This is a genomic window from Caulobacter sp. GW821-FHT11A05, from assembly GCF_058809015.1.
In genome coordinates this window covers 83,956-102,384 of record NZ_JBXASF010000011.1, presented here as the reverse complement: position 1 = coordinate 102,384, position 18,429 = coordinate 83,956, and the positions used below count along the sequence as shown (strand labels likewise).

Below are 18,429 nucleotides of genomic sequence, written 5' to 3'. Positions count from 1 at the left end.
CGTTCATCCAGGCGTTGCGCCCTCGTTGCTGCATGGGGGCAACGTCGCGGCGACATCGGGGCTTTGCGACAAAACTGTCATCGAGTCACAGGCCAAACTGTCATCAAGCAGACGTACCGGCTGCCATCCGCCGAAAACCGGGGAGATGGGGATAGCCATGACGAAATTCCGTACGCAGCTGCTTGCTGGCGCTGCATTCTCGATCGCGATGGTGCTGGGCGCGCCGTCCTTCGCTCAGGACCAGGCCGCGACCGCTCACGCCGATGCGGACGCCAACGCCGAGGGCGAAGTGGAGTCGGTGATCATCACCGCCACCAAGCGCGAAACCAATCTGCAGGACACCCCGATCGCCGTCTCGGTCGTCGGCGTGCAGCAGCTGGAAGCCGCCCACGTCACCTCGTTCCTCGACATCGCCGGCCAGCTCCCGAGCCTGCGCGTTTCGACCTTCGAGTCCCGCCAGAGCGCCCTGACCGTCGGCATCCGCGGCATCGTCCCCGGCGACGCCAACCAGCCGGCCCGTGAACAGGGCGTCGGCATCTACCTCGACGGCGTCTACCTGGGCAAACAGCAGGGCCTGAACGCCTCGATGCTCGACCTCGAGCGCGTCGAAGTGCTGCGTGGCCCGCAGGGCACCCTGTTCGGCCGCAACACCGAGGGCGGCGCGGTCAGCATGGTCACCCGCAAGCCGAAGGGCGAGTTCGGCTTCCGCGGCACGGCCGGCCTCAGCAACTACAACGGCTATAACGTCGAGGGCCACCTGGACTTCCCGGAAGTCGCCGGCTTCAGCGTCAAGCTCGACGCCGCCCTGCAGTACCACGACGCCACCACCGAAAACCCGATGTCGGGCCAGACCGGCTGGAACTACCTGGACCGCCACGGCTTCAAGGCCACCGTGCTCTGGAGCCCGATCGACGTCTTCGAGGCGACCTACAGCTACGACACCGGCCACAGCGAAACCACGCCGTTCCTCAGCCAACTGGTGAGCTACAACCCGCTGAACCTGCCGGTCTCGACGCTGTTCCCGCGTCCGGCCGGGACCATCTCGCCGCTGGCTCCCGGCGTTTCGGTCCATACCGAGCGCCAGGACCGCGCCGACCTCGGCGTGCCGCAGCAGCCGAGCATCGACGAGATCTCCGGTCACTCGCTCAACATGACCTGGGACATCACCGAGAACCTGCTGCTGCGCTCGATCACCGCCTACCGCGAGGTCGCGGTCCAGCAATACGACAACGCCGGCGGTCCCGCCCGCGCCCCGGTGTTCCAGCCGAACGCCCCGGTCGGTAGCTCGAGCCGCAATTTCGCGCGCTACAGCCTGTCGGACATGGAACAGCTGCAGCGCAGCCAGGAGTTCCAGCTGGTCGGCAACATCGGCGAGACCTTCGACTATGTGGTCGGCCTCTACTACTTCAACGAAAAGGCCTGGGAAGAGGCGGCGACGCCGAGCTCGCTGGCCTATGTCGGCTCGAACGGCGACTACGTCGTGCGGGATCCGAAGACGGCCGGCATCACCCGCGGCTTCCGCTCCATCGACCGCGGCAGCTTCGCCCACGCCGAGAGCAAGGGCCTGTACGTCCACACTGTCTGGACCCCGCCGATCCTCGATGAGAACCTGAAGATCACCCTGGGCGGCCGCTTCACCCAGGATGAGAAGGACGGCAAGCTCTACAAGGTCAGCAACCAGGCGCGGAACTTCACCTTCGAGCTGAAGGAAGAGCGCTTCGATCCGACCGTGACCGTCGCCTATGACGTCACCGACGACATCAACTTCTACGCCACCTACTCGACCGGCTACCGCGCCGGCGGCGCCAACTCCCGCTCGCTGACCTTCGCGCCCTTCGAATCGGAAGAGGTCAAGAGCTACGAGCTGGGCATGAAGGCCCGGTTCCTCGACCGGGTGACCCTCAACGTCGCCGCCTTCAGCATGGACCGGACCAACAGCCAGATCGAGTTCACCCTGGTGGCCCCGGACCCGGTGTCGGGCAACAACCGCAACACCGTCGAGACCGTTAACGCTCCGGGGACCACGGAAATCCGCGGCCTCGAGATCGAAAGCACCATCGACGTCACCGACAACCTGCGTCTGACCCTGGGCTACGCCTACACCGACACCAGCGTGCCGGACGCCCAGAACCCCTTCCCGGCCTCGCCGGCCTGCCCGGCCTGCGGCACGGTTCAGCCGGTCTACATCATCTACACCCCGCCGCACGCGGCGAGCCTGGCGGTGGACTACATCCACCCGCTGTCGTTCGCCGACATCAAGTTCCACATCGACTTCGCCTACGCCGAGGGCACCCAGAGCTTCGAGCAGTTCGAGCAGAAGACCGACGACTCCTTCATCGTCAACGGCCGCATCGCGCTGGCCGACTGGCAGGTCGAGGAAGGCAAGCAGGTCACCCTGTCGCTGTGGTCGCGCAACCTGCTCGACGAAGAGCACATGTACCGGCGCTCGGCCGAGAACCGCTCGGGCACCAACGCCATCGGCGACTATGCCAACTTCAACGAGCCGCGCACCTTCGGCGCCGAGGTCAACTTCAAGTTCTGATCCTCGCGTTCCTGAGGATCGGCAGGGGGCCGTCGCGAGCGATCGCGGCGGCCCTTTCGCTGCCTCGGGTGTCACAACGGCCGGCGCCGTCTCGTCCTTACATCGAATGCCCGCCTTGCCCTTCGATCCGCGAAGCCGCCGGTGGGACCCATGGAGAGACGTATGAAGGTCGTTGTCATCGGCGGAACCGGGCTGATCGGCTCCAAGGTCGTCGAACGGCTGCGGAGCCTTGGCCACAAGGCCGTGGCCGCAGCGCCCAGCACCGGGGTCGACACGTTCACGGGGAAGGGGCTGGCGGCGGCGATGGCCGGGGCCCAGGCCGTGATCGATACGTCCAATTCGCCCTCCTTTGAGGACGAGGCGGCGCTGAACTTCTTCCAGACCGCCGGCCGCAACATCCTGGCCGCAGAGCGGGCAGCCGGGGTCGGCCATCACGTCACCCTGGGCATCGTCGGGACCGAGCGGCTGCAGGCGAGCGGCTATTTCAGGGGCAAGCTGGCGCAGGAAGCGGTGATCGAAGCGTCGCCCGCGCCCTACAGCATCCTGCGCTCGACCCAGTTCTTTCCCTTCATCGCCGGCGTCATCCAGGCCGGGGCGGTCGGCGGCGAGGTGCATCTGTCCTCGGCCCTGGTCCAGCCGGTCGCGACGGAGGAGGTGGCCGACGTCCTGGTCGAGATCGCCCTGGGCCCGCCGGCCAACCGGATGATCGAGATGGCCGGGCCCGAAGCCATCGGCCTGGACCGATTCGCCGAGCTGTATCTGCGGGCTCACGGGGACGGTCGGCGGGTGGTCGGCGATCCCGGCACACCCTTCTTTGGGGCGTTGCTCGACGATCACGCCCTGACGCCGGGGCCGGGGGCGCGCCTGGGCAGGACGCGGCTGGAGACCTGGCTGGGGATGGCCGCTGTGGCGGCGTGAAGCGGCTCACATCAGTCCGAGCGACCGGAAGCTCGCCACACCTTCCCGGCCGACCACCAGATGATCGTGCACGCCGACCCGCAAGGTCCGCCCCGCCTCGACAATCTGGCGGGTCATGTCGATGTCGGCGTGGCTTGGCGTCGGATCGCCGCTCGGGTGGTTGTGGACCAGGATGACGTTGCTGGCCGACAGCTCCAGGGCCCGGCGCATGACCTCGCGGGGGTAGACTGGCGCATGGTCGACGGTGCCGTGGTTCTGCACCTCGTCGGCGATCAGCTGGTTCTTCTTGTCGAGGAACAGCACCCGGAACTGCTCGCGCGGCTCATGGGCCAGGGCCAGCTTCACGTAGGCCAGCAACGCCGTCCAGGACGAGATCACCGTCCGCCTGGCCATCGGCTCGCGATGCACGCGCAGGGTAACCTCATGCAGGGCGGCGAGGTCGAGGGCGACGGCCGCGCCGATGCCCTTGACCGTGCAGAGATCCTCGACCGAGGCGGCCAGCACCGCCGCCAGACTGCCGAACCGGGTCAGCAGCGCCTTGGCGCGCGGCTTGACGTCGCCCTGGGGAATCGAGCGGAACAGAAACAGCTCCAGCAGCTCGTAGTCGGGCAGGGCGGTCAGGCCGCCCAGGCGGGCCCGCTCGCGCAGGCGTTCGCGGTGGCCGGCGTTAGGGCTGGGCTCCGGCGGTCTGGCCGGCTCGGCCCACAGCAACGGCGCGGTCGCGATGTCGTCGAAGGACTGGCGCATGCGAAACAATGTTCCGCAATTGTTCCGTCTTGGCAACCCTTGGGTGTGGTTGGATCAGTCGCCCAGGATCGGCGGCTTGAACTGTCCGGTCGGCGAGGCGGTGAAGATTTCGATCGTGCCGTCGTCCTTGACACCGCAGCTGTGCTCGCACTGGGCCGACAGGGACTTGTCGCGGGTTACCGCCGTCCAGCCATCGCTCAGCACCTTCACCTGCGGCTTGCCGAGATTCACCATCGGCTCGACGGTGAAGAACATGCCGGGCTTCAGCACCGGTCCCGTGCCCGGCCGGCCGAAGTGCAGGACGTTGGGCGAGTCGTGGAACACCCGGCCCAGGCCATGGCCGCAGAAGTCCCGCACCACCGAGCAGCGCTGGGCCTCGACATGCTTCTGGATGGCGTGGCCGACGTCGCCGAGCGTCGCGCCGGGCTTGATGGCCGCAAGGCCCAGTTCCAGCCCCTGGTAGGTGATGTCGACCAGCCGCCGGGCCCGGGCCGGCACATTGCCGACGCCGTACATGCGGCTGGTGTCGCCATGCCAGCCGTCGACGATGACGGTGACGTCGATGTTGACGATGTCGCCGTCGCGCAGCGCCCAGTCACCCGGGATGCCGTGGCAGACCACATGGTTGCGCGAGATGCAGACGGTGTGGCCATAGCCCTTGTAGAACAGGCAGGCGGGCAGGGCGCCGCGCTCGAGAATGAATTCGCGGGCCAGGTCGTCCAGGTGCGAGGTCAGCACGCCCGGCTTCACATGCGGGATCAGCATGTCCAGGCATTCGGCGGCCAGCAGGCCAGCCTTGCGCATGCCCGCGAAGCCGTCGGCTCCGTGGATCTTGATCTCGCCCGTGCGGGTCTCGAATTCGATGTCTTCGTCGGCGGAATAGGTCATTGCAGTCAGGTCCAGGGCCGCCGCGTGGGCGACAGGAAGGGCGGGCGCTCCGCCCTATGTCGCAATCCTAGCACGGAAGTTCAACGACTGGCGGTGGGATCGGCCACATAGGGCTGAGGGCCGCCGGAGATGTAGGGCTGCGGCCCGTCCGGCAGCAGGGGCGAAGGCATCACCCCGCGCCGGATGTCGCTGGAGAGGGTCAGCGCCGCCTGGCCGTGGTTCAGCCGGGCGCGGTAGACCTCGACGTTGGACAGCACGTTCATCACGTAGTTGCGGGTCTCGGCGAACGGGATGCATTCGAGGAAGTCCAGCGGGTCGCCGTTCGGATCGCGCGGGTCGCCGCAGAACTGCACCCACTGCACCGGCCGGCCGGGCCCGGCGTTGTAGCCGGCCGCCGCCATCACATAGCTGCCGCCCAGATTGTTGGTCAGCTGGCCCAGGTACCGCGAGCCCAGGCGCATGTTGTAGTCCGGTTCCCACAGGCGGCTGGGGTCCCAGGAGATGCCGCTGAGGTTGGCGGTGGAGCGGGCGGTGCTGGGCAGCAGCTGCATCATGCCGCGGGCGTCGGCGTGGCTGCGGACGCGGGGATCGAACTGGCTTTCCTGGCGTACGATGGCCAGCACGAAGGCGTCTTCGGCGCCGCCGCTGACGGCGGGCGGGGTCAACAGGGGGTAGCCCCGCTCATGCAGGATCAGGCCCCGCTGGGCCCCCCGGCGATAGGCGATCAGCGACACCTCCTGCTCGCCGAGACCCCGCAGGGTGTCGACCAGCACGGCCAGTTCCACCGGCGTCTCGACCGTCTCGCCCATGTAGAGGCCGAACACGCGCACCAGGTTGCGCTCGCCGGCCGCCGCCAGCAGCCGCAGGGCGCGGGTCAGTTCGCCGGTCTCGAAATCGGCCACGTCCGCCGCCGTCGGCTGCGGGTCGGGGGTCAGGACCAGGGTCTTGCGGCCGGCCTTCTCGGCGGACAGCTGGCCATAGAAGGTGGTGGTGTGCTGGGCGCCCTGCTCATAGAAGGCCCGCGCCCGGGCGCTGTCGCCCATCGCCTCGGCGGCCCTGCCGCGCCAGTAGGCGGCGCGCGCCTTGCTGACCGGGCTCTTCACCGCCCGCTCCAGCCGCTCGAAATGCATGTCGGCCAGCCTGGCGTCGCGCAGCTTGTTCAGCGCCAGCCAGCCCGCGTAGGACTCCGCCTCGGCATAGTCGACGCTGCCGGGCCGCAGGCTGTGGCTGCTGATCGCCCGATAGGCGGCGGCCGTGTTGCCCGTCCGCAGCGCGTCGTTCATCCGCAGCCGCAGGCCGGTGAAGCCGCCACCGCCACCGGCGGCGCCGCCGGCCACGGCGCTGTAGGGCACAGGCCCCGGGGGCAGTGCGGCGGTCTGCGCGGCCTGCAAGGCGGCCAGCCGGCCCTCCGGCCGAGGCCAGCCGGCGAAGTCGGTCACGGCGCGCGACAGTTCCGCCTCTCCCAGGTCCTTGCCGTAGATGTCGATGATGGCCCAGTCGATGATCCGCCGGGCCACCGAATCGCTCAGCATCGACTGCAGCGAGCGGGCGCTGTTCATGTCCCTCCGCCGTACCGCTTCCAACGCCGACGACAGCGTCTGGGCCGGGGAGGCGGTCGAGACATAGGGAACCGGCATCGGCGCGGTGGCTGCCGGCGGCGCCACGGCCGGAACCGGCGGCTCCTGGCCGCCGGCGAGATTCAGCAGCAGCGAAATGGCCAAGGCCGACGACATCAGTTCGATCAACTCGGACCCCTCCCGGAAACCCGGATCAGCGACCTGGGACCTGGCGACTCGCCAGGCTGCACAGGCCGTCATGTTTCAACGCATTTCCTCAATAACTTCAAATTGAAGCAAGAGTGGGCCGCGCACGAAAAGTTCAGAAGGGCGTCATCGGCTTGACCGACAGGTTGATATCAACGTAAATAGCGGCCGTGACCGCCGCCGCCATCTCCTTCGCCGACACCCACCACATCCGCGACAGCTGCCTGTGCCTGCATGCCCAGCGTGCGGCGCGGGCCCTGGCCCGGCGGTTCGATGAGGCGTTGCGGCCGGTCGGCCTGACCAACAGCCAGTTTTCGTTGCTCAACGCCCTGAACCGGCCGGCCCCGGCGACGATGGGGGAGGTGGCCCGCCTGCTCGGCGCCGACCGCACCACCCTCACCGCAGCGCTCAAGGTCCTGGAGCGCGAAGGCCTGACCCGCACCCAGGCCGACCCGGCAGACCAGCGCGCCCGCCGCATCGCCCTGACCCCCGCCGGCCACGCGCGCCTCGTCGCCGCCCTGCCGCTGTGGACCGCCCTGCACGCCTGCCTCGAAGCCGAGCTCGAGGCCGACCAACCCGCTCAGCTGCGCCGGGGGCTGAACGCCCTGGCGGCGCCGGCCCCGCCCGTTTGTGAGCAAGAGGAGTAGGCCCAATGACCGTCCAGGTAAGCGCCTTCAAATGGGTGCCCGATTTCGCCCAGGGCTTCGTGCGGGACCTTCGCGTGCGCTGGGCCCTGGAGGAGGCCGGCGTGCCCTATGAAGCCAGCCTCATCGACGTGCAGGACAAGGCCGCCAGCTACAGCCACTGGCAGCCCTTCTCCCAGGTGCCGGCCTACCGCGACGGCGAGGTCGAGATGTTCGAGTCCGGCGCTATCGTCATCTACCTGGCCGAGAAGTACGAGGCGTTGGCCCCCCGAGACGACGCGGGCCGGGCGCGGGTCATCACCTGGGTGCTGGCGGCGCTGAATTCCATCGAGATTCACACCGGACAGCTGGGCGCCATCGACATCTTCCACGCCGGCGAAGCCTGGACCAAGGAGCGCCGGCCGCAGGTGGTCGAGATGCTCAAGAGCCGGCTGCAGCAGCTCAGCGTCTGGCTCGGCGACAAGGACTACCTGGAGGGCCGCTTCACGGCCGGCGACCTGATGATGGCCACCGTCCTGCGCGAGGTCGACCGCACCGAGCTGCTGTCCAAGTTCCCGAACCTCGACGCCTACCTGGCGCGATGCACCGCCCGACCGGCCTTCAAGCGGGCGATGGACGCCCAGATGGCCGTCTTCCGCCAGCATGAGCCGGCCTGAGCCACAGGAGAGAGACCATGAAAACCTTCCTCGCCGTCTACACCGGCTCCCCCGACAACCAGATGGGACCGGGCGACATGGATCCGGCCGAGATCGGCCGTGGCATGGACGCCTGGGGCAAGTGGATGCAAGACCACGCCGCCGACGTGGTCGTCCAGGGCGGCCCGGTCGGCAAGACCAAGAAGGTGTCAAAGGCCGGCATCCAGGACATCCGCAACCTGATCGCCGGCTTCATCGTCGTCCAGGCTGCTGACCATGAGGCCGCGGCCAAGTTGTTCGAAGGCCACCCGCACTTCTCCATCTTCCCCGGCGAAGGCGTCGAGGTGATGGAGTGCCTGCCGATCCCGACCCGCTAGGGCTTTAGGGCGCTGGTCCGCCGGATCAGCGCCAACGCCTCGGCCGGTGGCGGACGCTCGGCGCGGCGATAGACCTGCCCATCGCGCGTGCGGCCGAGCAGGCCCATGTCGACCATGTCCCGCCGCAGCAGGGCATGGTCGCCGAACAGGTGCTCGGCCTTCAGCCGCTCGCTGACCTGACGCTCGTTCAGCTCGACCTCGGCCGGCAGGCGCGACCACAGCACCCACAGGCACAGCTGTTGCTGGCTGACCTTCGACGGCCAACTGGCCAGCTTGCCGGCGGCGTCGAAGTAGCGGGCCGTCCGTTCGACCATCAGATGGTCGACCGGCTCGGGGCTGAGCGCCGGCGCGGCCAATCGCTCGCCGGCGTCATGCTGGGCCTTCAGCGCCTGGTAGTTCCGATGGCCTGCGGCGCGGGCCAGGATGTTCAGCAGCTGGACATGGCCAGGCGGCGTCTCAAGCGCGCGGATCTCGCGGCTCAGGGTCTTGGCCAGCGCCGATATGTCGGGCGCGGCGAAGGGCAGGGGATCGTTTCTCATCACTCATCCTCGTCGTGCCGAGGGCGATCCGAAGGGATCGGTCGTGGTCGCTGACTTACGACTTCGGCACGGGACAAGCGGGTGACGAAGGAGTTCGAAGTGGCAGGTTTAGCTTCCCGGATGGGACAGCGACGCCTTGGTGAACTGCCGACCGAGGCGGTCGATAGCACAGCCACGCCGGGCTGTGAACGCCCGCGCGGCCGGGCTGAACCAGACGTTCGCGGTAGCGGTCCATGTTGACTCCGCGACCGAAACCCCGAACACTTCGCTACATGGTGAACTATCAAACCTCCGCCATTGACCGCACCTTCTCGGCGCTGGCCGATCCGACGCGGCGCTATGTCCTGCAGCGGCTGAAGGACGAGCCCGGCCTGTCGGTCAGCGAGCTCGCCCGGCCCGTGTCGCTGAAGCTGCCCGGGATGATGAAGCACCTGGACGTGCTGTCGGACGCCGGCCTGATCACCCGCAGCAAGGCCGGCCGGACCGTGTCGGTGACCCTGGCCGCCGAACCGATGCGGGAGGCCATGGCCTGGCTCAATCAGTATGAGCGCTTCTGGACCGCCAGTCTCGACCGCCTGGTGGCTTTCGTCGAGGCGGAGGAGGGCCAATGACCCGCCCGAGCCTGACCCTCGTCCGCCGCATCAAGGCCACGCCCGCGCGGGTCTGGGCGGCGATCACCCGGCCCGAACAGATGGTGCAGTGGTGGGGTCCCGACGCCGGGCCGACGCTCAACGCCGAGGCCGATGTGCGGCCCGGCGGCCGGTTCAGCGTCACCTTTCGGCTGTTGAACGGCGACGATCACACCCCGACGGGGGTCTACCGCGAGGTGGTTCCGAACGAGACGCTGGTCTTCACCTGGGAATGGGCGGGCCATCCGGAGCGCGAGTCGCTCGTCACCTTCCGGCTGACGCCGATCGACGGCGGAACCGAACTGACCCTGATCCATGAACAGCTGCCCGACGAGCCGGCGCGCCGGAGCCACGAAGACGGCTGGCTCGGCTGGCTGGGCAAACTGACGACCTTCCTGGGAGACGCCTCATGAGCGACATCGTCCTGGTCACCTACGACTGGGTGCCCGAACTGCCTCGCGGCCATGTCCGCGATATCCGGGCCCGTTGGGCGCTGGAGGAGGCGGGGCTGCCCTACCGGGTCGAGAGCACCTCCTTCAAGGATCGCGGGCCTGAGCATCTGTCGCACCAGCCCTTCGGCCAGACGCCCTGGCTGGTCGACGGCGAACTGTCGATCTTCGAGAGCGGCGCCATGCTGCTGCACCTGGGCGAGAAGAGCGACATCCTGATGCCCGCCGACCCTCAACGGCGCAGCGAGGTCAAGGAATGGCTGTTCGCGGCGCTCAACTCGGTCGAGGCGGCGACCCAGCATTGGACCCTCCTGCTGCTCATGGGGCGCAAGGAGGACACTCCGGTCTGGGATTTCATCGAAAGCTTCGCCAACGCGCGGCTGCAGCGGCTGGAGCCCGTGCTGGCGTCGCGCGAATGGCTGGCCGGGAGCTTCTCGGTCGCCGACATCCTGATGGCCGACGTGCTGCGCATCGTCGACCGGATGGAGGGCCTGGCGACCTATCCGGCCTGCAAGGCTTATGTGGATCGCGCCACGGCCCGTCCCGCCTTCCGCAAGGCCTACGACGACCAGATGGCCCATTTCGCCAAGGCCGATTAGCGCCGCCAGGCGATCCGGCGGGCGATCTCGATGCGGTCGGTTCCCATCTCGCAGGCATAGACCAGGACCTCGACCCCGGCGTCGGCGGCATGGTCCAGCGCCTTGGCGAACACCGGGTCGAGGTCGTGGCAGGCGCTGAAGGCGTCGCAGTCGGTGCGCTGGACCACGAACAGCACCACCGCCCGGTCCCCCTTGGCGACCATCGCCTCCAGCTCCCGCAGGTGCTTGGCGCTGCGGGCCGCCACACAGTCAGGAAACTCCGCCAGCGGCCCCTCGCGCCGGTAGTGGCAGTTCTTGACCTCCAGCCAGCAGGCCGGCCGGTCCGGGTCCGTCAGCAGGAAATCGATCCGGCTGGCCTCTCCATACTTCACCTCCGGCCGCACACTGGCGTAGCCGGTCAGCTCGGCGATCAAGCCTTTCGCCAGGGCCTCGGCGACCAGCCTATTGGGGTTCATGGTGTTGACCCCGACCAGCCCACCGTCGCTCTCCACCAGCTGCAAGGTCCAGGGCAGCTTGCGCTTGGGATCGCCTGACCAGGACAGCCAGACGCCCAGCCCGGGCTCCCTCAGTCCGAGCATCGCGCCGGGGTTTGGCACGTGCGCCGTCACCGCCCTGCCATCGTCCAGGATGACGTCGGCGAAGAAGCGTTTGTAGCGGCTGACCAGCCGGCCGCGGCTTAAGGGTTGAGGCAGGTCCATGGGCGCTCTAGATCGGAGGAGACCAGGACGATCTAGGGAAGGACGCGGCCGATGGCGAGCCAGGAACGGGTGACGGCCGCCGTGCTGATCATCGGCGACGAGATCCTGTCGGGTCGCACCCAGGACACCAACCTCAACGCCATCGCCCGCTACATCGCCCAGTACGGCGTCGACCTGGCCGAGGCGCGGGTGGTCGGCGACATCGAGGAGGAGATCGTCGCGGCGGTGAATCACCTCCGCCAGCGCTACGACTACCTGATCACCACCGGCGGCATCGGCCCGACTCACGACGACATCACCGCCGACTGCGTGGCCAAGGCCTTCGGCGTCGCCCTCCACGAACATCCCGAGATCATCGAGATGATGACCGCCCGCTGGGGTGGTGAGCTGAACGCGGCGCGTCGTCGCATGGCCCGCGTGCCGGAGGGCGGCACGCTGGTGAAGAATCCCGTCCAGGGTCCGCCCGGATTCCAGATCGGCAACGTCTTCGTGCTGGCCGGGGTGCCCGCCATCATGCGCGGCATGCTGGAGGATGTCGGTCCCCGCCTGCGGGTCGGGGCGGTGGTGATTTCCCAGACCCTGCGGGTCGAGGGCACGGGGGAGGGGGCCATGGCCGCCCCGCTCGAAGCGGTCGCCAAGGCCTGGCCGGACCTCTCCCTGGGCAGCTATCCCTTCTTCTCGCCGGCCGGCTACGGCAGCCAACTTGTCATCCGAGGCCGCGACCTTGCGCAGGTCGAGGCGGCGCGGCGCGATCTGCAGGCAGCCCTTACGGCGGAAGGGATCGGCAACATTACGTTTCTTGACAGCACGGGCGACTGACCGGCACCTTGGCCGCCGACATTTTAAGCATCCTCGAGAGTAACCTTATGCGCCTCGCGCTCATTGCCGCCACCGCGGTCTTCCTTGCGTCCCCGGCCCTGGCCCAAGTCGGCGGCGCCGCCTCGCCGCAGGACCCGGCCAAGAAGCCCATCGACGATCCCAACCGCATCGTCTGCAAGCGTGAACACGTGGTCGGCTCCAACCGCCCGCAGAAGGTTTGCATGACCGTCGCCCAGCGCCAGCGCCTGAAGGACGACGCCGATCGCCTGACCGATCCGGGCAACCGCACGGCTGCCGACGAGGCGACCCTGCGCGCCTCGGCGGCTGAAAACGGCAACTAGCCAACGGCCCGGGGGGCAGCTCTTCAAGAGCGACAGTAAGGGTTTCGAAAGATCGCCGTTCGGCGTAAGCTCCCTTGCCTGATCCAAAGGTAAAGGGAGGCCGCGATGAGTCTTCTTGTTCCCGCGTTGGTCGCTGCGATGCTGGGCGCCCCCGGCGACATCAATTCCATGAGGGTGTCCACCGGCGACAGGGCCAGTGTGCCGATCGGCGCGCCGGGCCGACTGGACGCCGACCGCATCGTCTGCCGCAAGACGCAGGTGCTCGGGGCCATCCGCCCGCGCAAGGTCTGCCTGACGGCCTTCGCCTGGGCCGAGCGCGAGGACGCCGCCCAGCGCACGATGGACACCACCCTCTGGGGCCAGGGCGCCATCAAGCCGCCGATGCTCCAACGGCAGTAACACCGGGGCCGCTTGCCATCCCCCGCCCGGCCTCTAAACAGGGGCCTCGCGGGGACGTGGCGGAATGGTAGACGCAGCGGCCTTAAAAGCCGCAGCCGCAAGGCGTGTGGGTTCGAGTCCCACCGTCCCTACGATCTGGCGTGCGGGGCCCTCCCGGAGCGCCGTCTCTCGCATGACAGGCTGACACCCCGCCCCGAACCATCCTAGGGTCCGGGCCGTCATGGCGTTTCTTCCAAGAGGACATCGGATGCGGCTTTCGCGGCGCGATTTCGGCATGGGCGCGGCTGTGGCCGCCCTCGTCCCCACCCCCTTGCTGGCCCGCCAGGCCACCGGCGGCCTCGATGCGCGGCTCACCGCCTTCCTCGACAAGGCCTTCGAGGAAGAGCTGGCCATGGATCCCGAGTGGCTGGCCCAGCTCGGCCGCAAGGCGCAGTACGACAAGCTTACCGACCGCTCGGAGGCGGCCCAGAAAAAGCGTCTCGCCTGGCGCCGGGCCAGCGTCGCGGCGATGAAGCGCCAGTTCGACCCGGCGAAACTGGGCGAGGACGCCCGTACCTCCTACGACATGTGGCTGCTGGAGCTCGACCGCGCCGAGGAGTCGTGGCGCTGGCGCGATCATGGCTACACCTTCGCCAGGGGCGGGGCGCACACCAGCCTGCCCAACTTCATGATCAACATGCATCCGGTCGACACCGCCGCTGACGCCGACGCCTACGTCGCCCGGGTCATCGCCATCGGCCCGACCCTGGAGATCCAGCTTGACCAGGCCAGACGGGCCGCCGCCAAGGGCGTGCGGATGCCGCGCTTCTCCTACGACCAGTCGATCGTCGAGGTGAAGCGGGTGACGACCGGCGCGCCGTTCGACTCCGGCCCCGACTGCGCCCTGTTCGCCGACGCCAAGGGCAAGTTCGCTGCGCTGAGGGCCAAGGGAACCATCGACGAGGCCGGCGCCGCGCGGCTGACCCAGGCCGTCGCCGAGGCCATGACCGCAAGGATGAAGCCCGCCTATGACCGCCTCGGCGCCTGGCTGGCAGAAGACCGCGACCACTCGGCGGCCGACCCAAAAGGGGCCGGCACCCTGCCGGACGGCGCCGCCTACTACAACGCCATGCTGCGCCTGCAGACGACCACCGACATGACGGCCGACGAGATCCATGACCTGGGCCTGGCCGAGGTCGCCCGCATCCGCGCCGAGATGGAGACGCTGAAGGCCAGGATCGGCTTCACCGGCAAGCTGGAGGACTTCTTCGCCTTCCTGAAGTCGGACGACCGCTTCTACGTGTCGAATGACGACGCCGGCCGGGCCCGCTACCTGAAGCTGGCCGACGACTACCTGGCTGGCATGAAGGCCCGGCTGCCCGAGCAGTTCGGCCGCCTGCCGAGGTCGCCGCTGGTGGTCAAGCGCGTGGAGCCCTACCGCGAGGAACCGGGCGGCGCCGCCCACTACAACTCCGGTTCCGTCGACGGCGCGCGGCCGGGGGTCTTCTATGTCCACCTGGCCGACACCCGCGCCACGCCGCTCTACGAGATCGAGGGCACCGCCTATCATGAGGGCTGGCCGGGCCATCACATGCAGATTTCCATCGCCCAGGAACTGACCGGCCTGCCGGTCTTCCGCACCCAGTACGGCTATGGCGCCTATGCCGAGGGCTGGGGCCTCTACGTCGAGCGGCTGGCCAAGGAGATGGACTTCTACCAGGACCCCTACAGCGACTTCGGCCGCCTGGGCCGCGAGATCTGGCGGGCCATCCGGCTGGTGGTCGACACCGGCATCCACGCCAAGGGCTGGAGCGAGGCCCAGGCGACGGCCTTCTACACCGCCAACTCGCCGCAGCCGGCCGCAAAGATCAAATCCGAAATCCGCCGCTACTTCGTCAGCCCCGGCCAGGCCACCTCCTACAAGGTCGGCATGGTCAGGATTCTCAGCCTCCGTGACGAGGCCCGAAAGGCGATGGGCGCGAAGTTCGACCAGCGCGCTTTCCACGACCTGGTCATCTCGGCCGGCTCGCTGCCGCTGCCGGTGCTGGAGACGCGGGTGAAGCGCTGGGTGGCGAGGGCCTAGCGCTGCTGCTCAGGACGCCGCCGCCACGGTCGGGGGCTCGTCCGCCGATCCCAGCTGCCGGATAAGTTCGGCGACCAGGTCGAGCGGCGCCATCGGCTTGCGAACGATGCCGTCGAACGCCGTGCCCGGGATCAGAACGTCGGCCGGGCTGTCGGCCGTGAAGGCCAGGATGGGAACCCCGGCGTTGGGGCCCGGCCTGGCGCGGATCAGCTCGGCCACCTGATCGCCGGACAGCCCCGGCATCCGCACGTCCAGCAGCAGGATGTCGAACGGCCAGGCCATGGCGATCTCGAGCGCGGTTTCGCCGTCGACGGCGTCGGTCACCTCGGCGTCGAGCGCGGTCAGCACGGCCCGCGCCAGTTCGCGGTTGGTCGGGTTGTCGTCGGCGACCAGGATACGCACGCCCTGCAGGGAAACCCCCGCCGCCGCCGCCTCGGCTGGCGCCCGGGCCTGGGCGATCGCCGCCGGAATGGCGAAGTGGAAGGTCGCCCCCTGGCCCGGCGCGCTGCGCACGCCGATCTCGCCGCCCATGGCCTCGATCAGGCCCTTGCAGATGGCCAGGCCCAGGCCCGTGCCGCCGTGGCGCCGGGTCAAGGAGGCGTCGACCTGGGAGAAGCGCTGGAACAGCTTGTCCTGCTGGGCGGCGGTCATGCCGGCCCCGGTGTCGCGAACCTCGATCTGAAGCTGCTCCGCCGCGCCGTCATAGGCCGCGACCAGGGTGACGGCTCCGGACTCGGTGAACTTGAGCGCGTTGCCGATGAGGTTGTGCAGCACCTGCTGGACGCGATGGCGATCCAGGGCGAGCGTGTCCGGCATCGCCGCATCGATGTCGAGGACCAGCGCCAGCCCCTTGGCCTGCGCCTGCGGGCCGAACATCAGCAGCGCGTCCGACAGCGTCTCGCGGGCGTCGGCGGGGGCCGGCATGATGTCGAACTGGCCCGCTTCCAGCTTGGAGAAGTCGAGCACATCGTTGACCAGTGTGAGCAGCGCCTGGCCGGCCGTGCCGACACGGCCGACCCGTTCCCTGGCCGTCTCGTTCAGGCTCTCGTCGTCGGCCAGCAAGCTGGTGAAGCCGAGGATGGCCGTCAGCGGCGTGCGGATCTCGTGACTGACGTTGGCCATGAAGTCCGATTTGGCGCTGGCTGCCGCCTCGGCATTGTCGCGGGCCGCCTGCAGGTCGGCCTGCAGCCGCATTCGGGCGCTGACGTCGCGGGAGACGTCGATGAACTCGATCACCCGGCCGTCGCCGTCGCGCACGGGCGTTGGGTTGCCCTCCATCCAGATCCAGTGGCCGTCCCGGCCCCGCACGCGGTAACTGATGGGCTCGACGCCGGTCCGCGCTCCGGTGATCACCTCGCGGTAGGCGGCCAGGGTCGGCGCTACGTCATCGGGATGCAGGAAGCTCATCCAGTTGTGGCCGACCACCTCGTCCTTCGGATAGCCGGTGATTGGCTCGATGGAGGCGGACAGCTCCAGCACCACGCCGTCGATCCGCGTGCGCGAGACGATGTCGGAGGCGTTCTGGGCGATCACCCGGTAGCGCAGCTCGCTGGCTTCCAGGGCCAGCTCCATGGCCTTGCGGGCGGTGATGTCGCGGATGACGTCCTGGAACTCGACGATGGTCTCGCCGTCCGCGGCGAAGATGGCCTTGACCTGGGTTTCCAGCCAGATGACCGCGCCGTCCTTGCGGATGGCGCGGTATTCGAAGCGCATCGGGCCGCGGGCGCCGGCGGCGATGTAGTCGCGGAACCGGCGCAGTGTCGGCTTGAGGTCGGCGGGAAAGACGAGGTGGTTGGAGCGCTTGCCGATCAGCTCGGCGGGCTCGTAGCCCGTCACCGCCAGCAGCGAGGGCGACAGGAAGGTCAAGACGCCATCGAGCGTGTAGCAGGCGATGACGTCGGTGGCGTTGTCGGTCAGCAGGCGATAGCGCGCCTCGCTTGCCGCGATGGTCGCCGCCGCAGCCCGCTGTTCAGTGATGTCCCACATGACGCCGAACACCGCCGTCACCCGCCCGTCGGCGTCGTGCTCGGCCCCGCCCTTGAAGACGACCAGGCGCTGCTCGCCGCCATCGGCGGGGTTGAGCCGCACCTCCAGGTCGAAGTCCGCGCCGGTGGCGGCTACCTCGCGGACGATCCGCCGGATATGGGCGCGGTCGGTCGGTAGGTAGAGTTCTACGGCCGCGTTGACGGTCTCGGGCGAGGCGTCGCGCGGCAGGCCGTGGATGTCGTAGGTAATGTCAGACCAGGTGCTGACCTTGGTGGTCAGGTCCAGCCGCCAGTGGCCGACGCCGGCGATCTGTTCGGACAGGGCGCTGCGGCGGTGCAGTTCGCTTACCCGCCGTTCGGCCGCCTTCGCCGCCTCGAGAGTCTCGGTCAACCGCACGCGCAGCCGCCGTTGCTTGATCAGGGCGACCGCCACGGGCAGCACGGAGATCGTCAGGGTGGTCAGGAAGAGCTGCAGGATGGCCAGCCGCTCGGTGATGCCGCCCTGGATCAGGTTGGCCGGTCCATGGCCGGTAAGGGTGGCGACGATGGCGACGAGGCTGGTGAGCAGCAGGGCCAGGGCGGCCCCGGCCAGCTCCAGCTCGAAGGCGATCAGAATCAGGGCAGGCGGGATCAGGAACAGCAGGGGATAGCTGCTCTGGGCGAATACCGCGGCGACGCTGGCCGCCAGGATGGCGATGGACAGCCAGCCCTTGCCCTGGCGCAGCGTCCGGCCCAGTCGCAGGATGGCGCCCGAGGTCAGGGCCAGCAGCGCCGGCGTCACCGTCAACAGCCCCAGGGCGTCGGCGGCGTACCAGCGGAACAGGCTCTCGAAGAAGGGCGCGCCGCGCATGCCGGCCAGGAAGCTGGCCGCGAACGCAGCGCTGCCGAGCGGCGCCAGGACGCCGGCCGCGAGCAGGAAGGTGACCAGGGTCTTGCGTTCGCTGAGGTCGATTGGCCGCTCGGCGCGCCAGCCGACCAGGCCGGCGCAGATGACCACCTCGACGATGTTGCAGGAGCTGAGCGCGATGGCGGCGAACCAGGGATCGCCGCTCAACAGGTCGCCGACGATGATGCCCACGATGCCCGCCCCGATCAGCCCCGGCCAGGCGCGTCGCGGGGCGCTCAGCAGCGCCGCGACGATGAAGGCGTTGATGGGCCAGACGGCGGCGACCCGCCCGACCTCGCGGGTGAAGGCCAGGCAGGCGACCGACAGCAGGCAGGTGCACAGGGCCAGCCCGATCAACAGCGCCGCCGAACGTCCCGGAGTCCGGGCGCGGGCCGTGAGGATGGGAATGGCGCTTCGCATGAGGCTGGTTTACGCCTCGCGGACTGCCACCGGGTTAAAGCCCGGAAACCACACCCCACGGTGTGTGCGGTGCGTTGTCGCGGTTCGGC

At 68.8% G+C, this 18,429-nt stretch carries 18 protein-coding genes and 1 tRNA gene; 13 read left to right on the top strand and 6 right to left on the bottom strand.

Features of this window, described 5'->3' with window-relative positions:
- The first annotated feature begins 157 nt into the window (after positions 1-157).
- Together AC1RSK_RS16315 and AC1RSK_RS16310 are read left to right on the top strand one after the other, a co-directional pair.
- Positions 158-2,542 (top strand): TonB-dependent receptor, encoded by a 2,385-nt coding sequence (locus tag AC1RSK_RS16315; RefSeq protein ID WP_492908639.1) that lies wholly within the window; start codon positions 158-160, stop codon positions 2,540-2,542.
- A gap of 162 nt (positions 2,543-2,704) precedes the next feature.
- Positions 2,705-3,460, top strand: a complete 756-nt coding sequence (locus AC1RSK_RS16310) for an SDR family oxidoreductase (RefSeq protein WP_492908638.1) — start codon at positions 2,705-2,707, stop codon at positions 3,458-3,460.
- Positions 3,461-3,466: 6 nt separating this feature from the next.
- Here AC1RSK_RS16310 and radC read toward each other — a convergent pair whose 3' ends face one another.
- The 3 genes from radC to AC1RSK_RS16295 form a co-directional block, all read right to left on the bottom strand.
- The gene (radC, locus tag AC1RSK_RS16305) at positions 3,467-4,207 is read right to left on the bottom strand and encodes a RadC family protein (protein ID WP_492908637.1); all 741 of its coding nucleotides are present in this window, start codon (positions 4,205-4,207) and stop codon (positions 3,467-3,469) included.
- Between the two features lie 54 nt (positions 4,208-4,261).
- A complete protein-coding gene (gene map, locus AC1RSK_RS16300) occupies positions 4,262-5,095 on the bottom strand; it encodes a type I methionyl aminopeptidase (RefSeq protein WP_492908636.1) in 834 nt (277 codons plus the stop codon).
- An 80-nt stretch (positions 5,096-5,175) separates the two neighbouring features.
- The gene (locus AC1RSK_RS16295; protein WP_492908635.1) at positions 5,176-6,840 is read right to left on the bottom strand and encodes a lytic transglycosylase domain-containing protein; all 1,665 of its coding nucleotides are present in this window, start codon (positions 6,838-6,840) and stop codon (positions 5,176-5,178) included.
- Positions 6,841-7,028: 188 nt separating this feature from the next.
- Between AC1RSK_RS16295 and AC1RSK_RS16290 the strand changes: the two genes are divergently transcribed.
- From AC1RSK_RS16290 to AC1RSK_RS16280, 3 genes are read left to right on the top strand one after another with little or no spacing between them, the layout of a single operon-like run.
- Positions 7,029-7,505 (top strand): MarR family winged helix-turn-helix transcriptional regulator, encoded by a 477-nt coding sequence (locus AC1RSK_RS16290; RefSeq protein WP_492908634.1) that lies wholly within the window; start codon positions 7,029-7,031, stop codon positions 7,503-7,505.
- 5 nt (positions 7,506-7,510) lie between these two features.
- Entirely contained in the window at positions 7,511-8,158 is a 648-nt protein-coding gene (locus AC1RSK_RS16285) for a glutathione S-transferase family protein (protein ID WP_492908633.1), read from the top strand.
- A 17-nt stretch (positions 8,159-8,175) separates the two neighbouring features.
- The gene (locus AC1RSK_RS16280; protein WP_492908632.1) at positions 8,176-8,514 is read left to right on the top strand and encodes a YciI family protein; all 339 of its coding nucleotides are present in this window, start codon (positions 8,176-8,178) and stop codon (positions 8,512-8,514) included.
- Here AC1RSK_RS16280 and AC1RSK_RS16275 read toward each other — a convergent pair.
- Positions 8,511-9,053, bottom strand: a complete 543-nt coding sequence (locus tag AC1RSK_RS16275) for a DUF2087 domain-containing protein (protein WP_492908631.1) — start codon at positions 9,051-9,053, stop codon at positions 8,511-8,513. The genes AC1RSK_RS16280 and AC1RSK_RS16275 overlap by 4 nt on opposite strands.
- A gap of 272 nt (positions 9,054-9,325) precedes the next feature.
- Here AC1RSK_RS16275 and AC1RSK_RS16270 point away from each other — a divergent pair, with 272 nt between their 5' ends.
- The 3 genes from AC1RSK_RS16270 to AC1RSK_RS16260 are packed head-to-tail and all read left to right on the top strand — an operon-like array spanning position 9,326 to position 10,730.
- The gene (locus AC1RSK_RS16270; RefSeq protein WP_492908630.1) at positions 9,326-9,664 is read left to right on the top strand and encodes an ArsR/SmtB family transcription factor; all 339 of its coding nucleotides are present in this window, start codon (positions 9,326-9,328) and stop codon (positions 9,662-9,664) included.
- Complete coding sequence (locus tag AC1RSK_RS16265) at positions 9,661-10,095, top strand: SRPBCC family protein (RefSeq protein ID WP_492908629.1); 435 nt, start codon at positions 9,661-9,663, stop codon at positions 10,093-10,095. Before AC1RSK_RS16270 ends, AC1RSK_RS16265 begins: the two co-directional genes overlap by 4 nt.
- The gene (locus AC1RSK_RS16260; protein WP_492908628.1) at positions 10,092-10,730 is read left to right on the top strand and encodes a glutathione S-transferase family protein; all 639 of its coding nucleotides are present in this window, start codon (positions 10,092-10,094) and stop codon (positions 10,728-10,730) included. Before AC1RSK_RS16265 ends, AC1RSK_RS16260 begins: the two co-directional genes overlap by 4 nt.
- Here AC1RSK_RS16260 and sfsA read toward each other — a convergent pair.
- Entirely contained in the window at positions 10,727-11,428 is a 702-nt protein-coding gene (gene sfsA / locus AC1RSK_RS16255) for a DNA/RNA nuclease SfsA (protein WP_492908627.1), read from the bottom strand. The genes AC1RSK_RS16260 and sfsA overlap by 4 nt on opposite strands.
- A 51-nt stretch (positions 11,429-11,479) precedes the next feature.
- On the opposite strand from sfsA, the gene AC1RSK_RS16250 reads away from it, so the two are divergent.
- From AC1RSK_RS16250 to AC1RSK_RS16230, 5 genes are all read left to right on the top strand, one after another.
- Positions 11,480-12,247 carry a competence/damage-inducible protein A gene (locus tag AC1RSK_RS16250; RefSeq protein ID WP_492908626.1) on the top strand — a complete coding sequence of 256 codons (768 nt, stop codon included), beginning with the start codon at positions 11,480-11,482 and terminating at the stop codon, positions 12,245-12,247.
- Positions 12,248-12,294: 47 nt separating this feature from the next.
- Positions 12,295-12,588 carry a hypothetical protein gene (locus tag AC1RSK_RS16245; protein WP_492908625.1) on the top strand — a complete coding sequence of 98 codons (294 nt, stop codon included), beginning with the start codon at positions 12,295-12,297 and terminating at the stop codon, positions 12,586-12,588.
- A 105-nt stretch (positions 12,589-12,693) separates the two neighbouring features.
- Positions 12,694-12,987, top strand: coding sequence for a hypothetical protein (locus AC1RSK_RS16240; RefSeq protein ID WP_492908624.1), 294 nt, complete (start codon positions 12,694-12,696; stop codon positions 12,985-12,987).
- Positions 12,988-13,037: 50 nt separating this feature from the next.
- A tRNA-Leu gene (locus AC1RSK_RS16235) sits at positions 13,038-13,118 on the top strand.
- Positions 13,119-13,234: 116 nt separating this feature from the next.
- Positions 13,235-15,049, top strand: a complete 1,815-nt coding sequence (locus tag AC1RSK_RS16230; protein WP_492908623.1) for a DUF885 domain-containing protein — start codon at positions 13,235-13,237, stop codon at positions 15,047-15,049.
- A 9-nt stretch (positions 15,050-15,058) separates the two neighbouring features.
- On the opposite strand, the gene AC1RSK_RS16225 is transcribed toward AC1RSK_RS16230, so the two are convergent.
- The gene (locus tag AC1RSK_RS16225; RefSeq protein ID WP_492908622.1) at positions 15,059-18,340 is read right to left on the bottom strand and encodes a PAS domain S-box protein; all 3,282 of its coding nucleotides are present in this window, start codon (positions 18,338-18,340) and stop codon (positions 15,059-15,061) included.
- Positions 18,341-18,429: the final 89 nt, after the last annotated feature.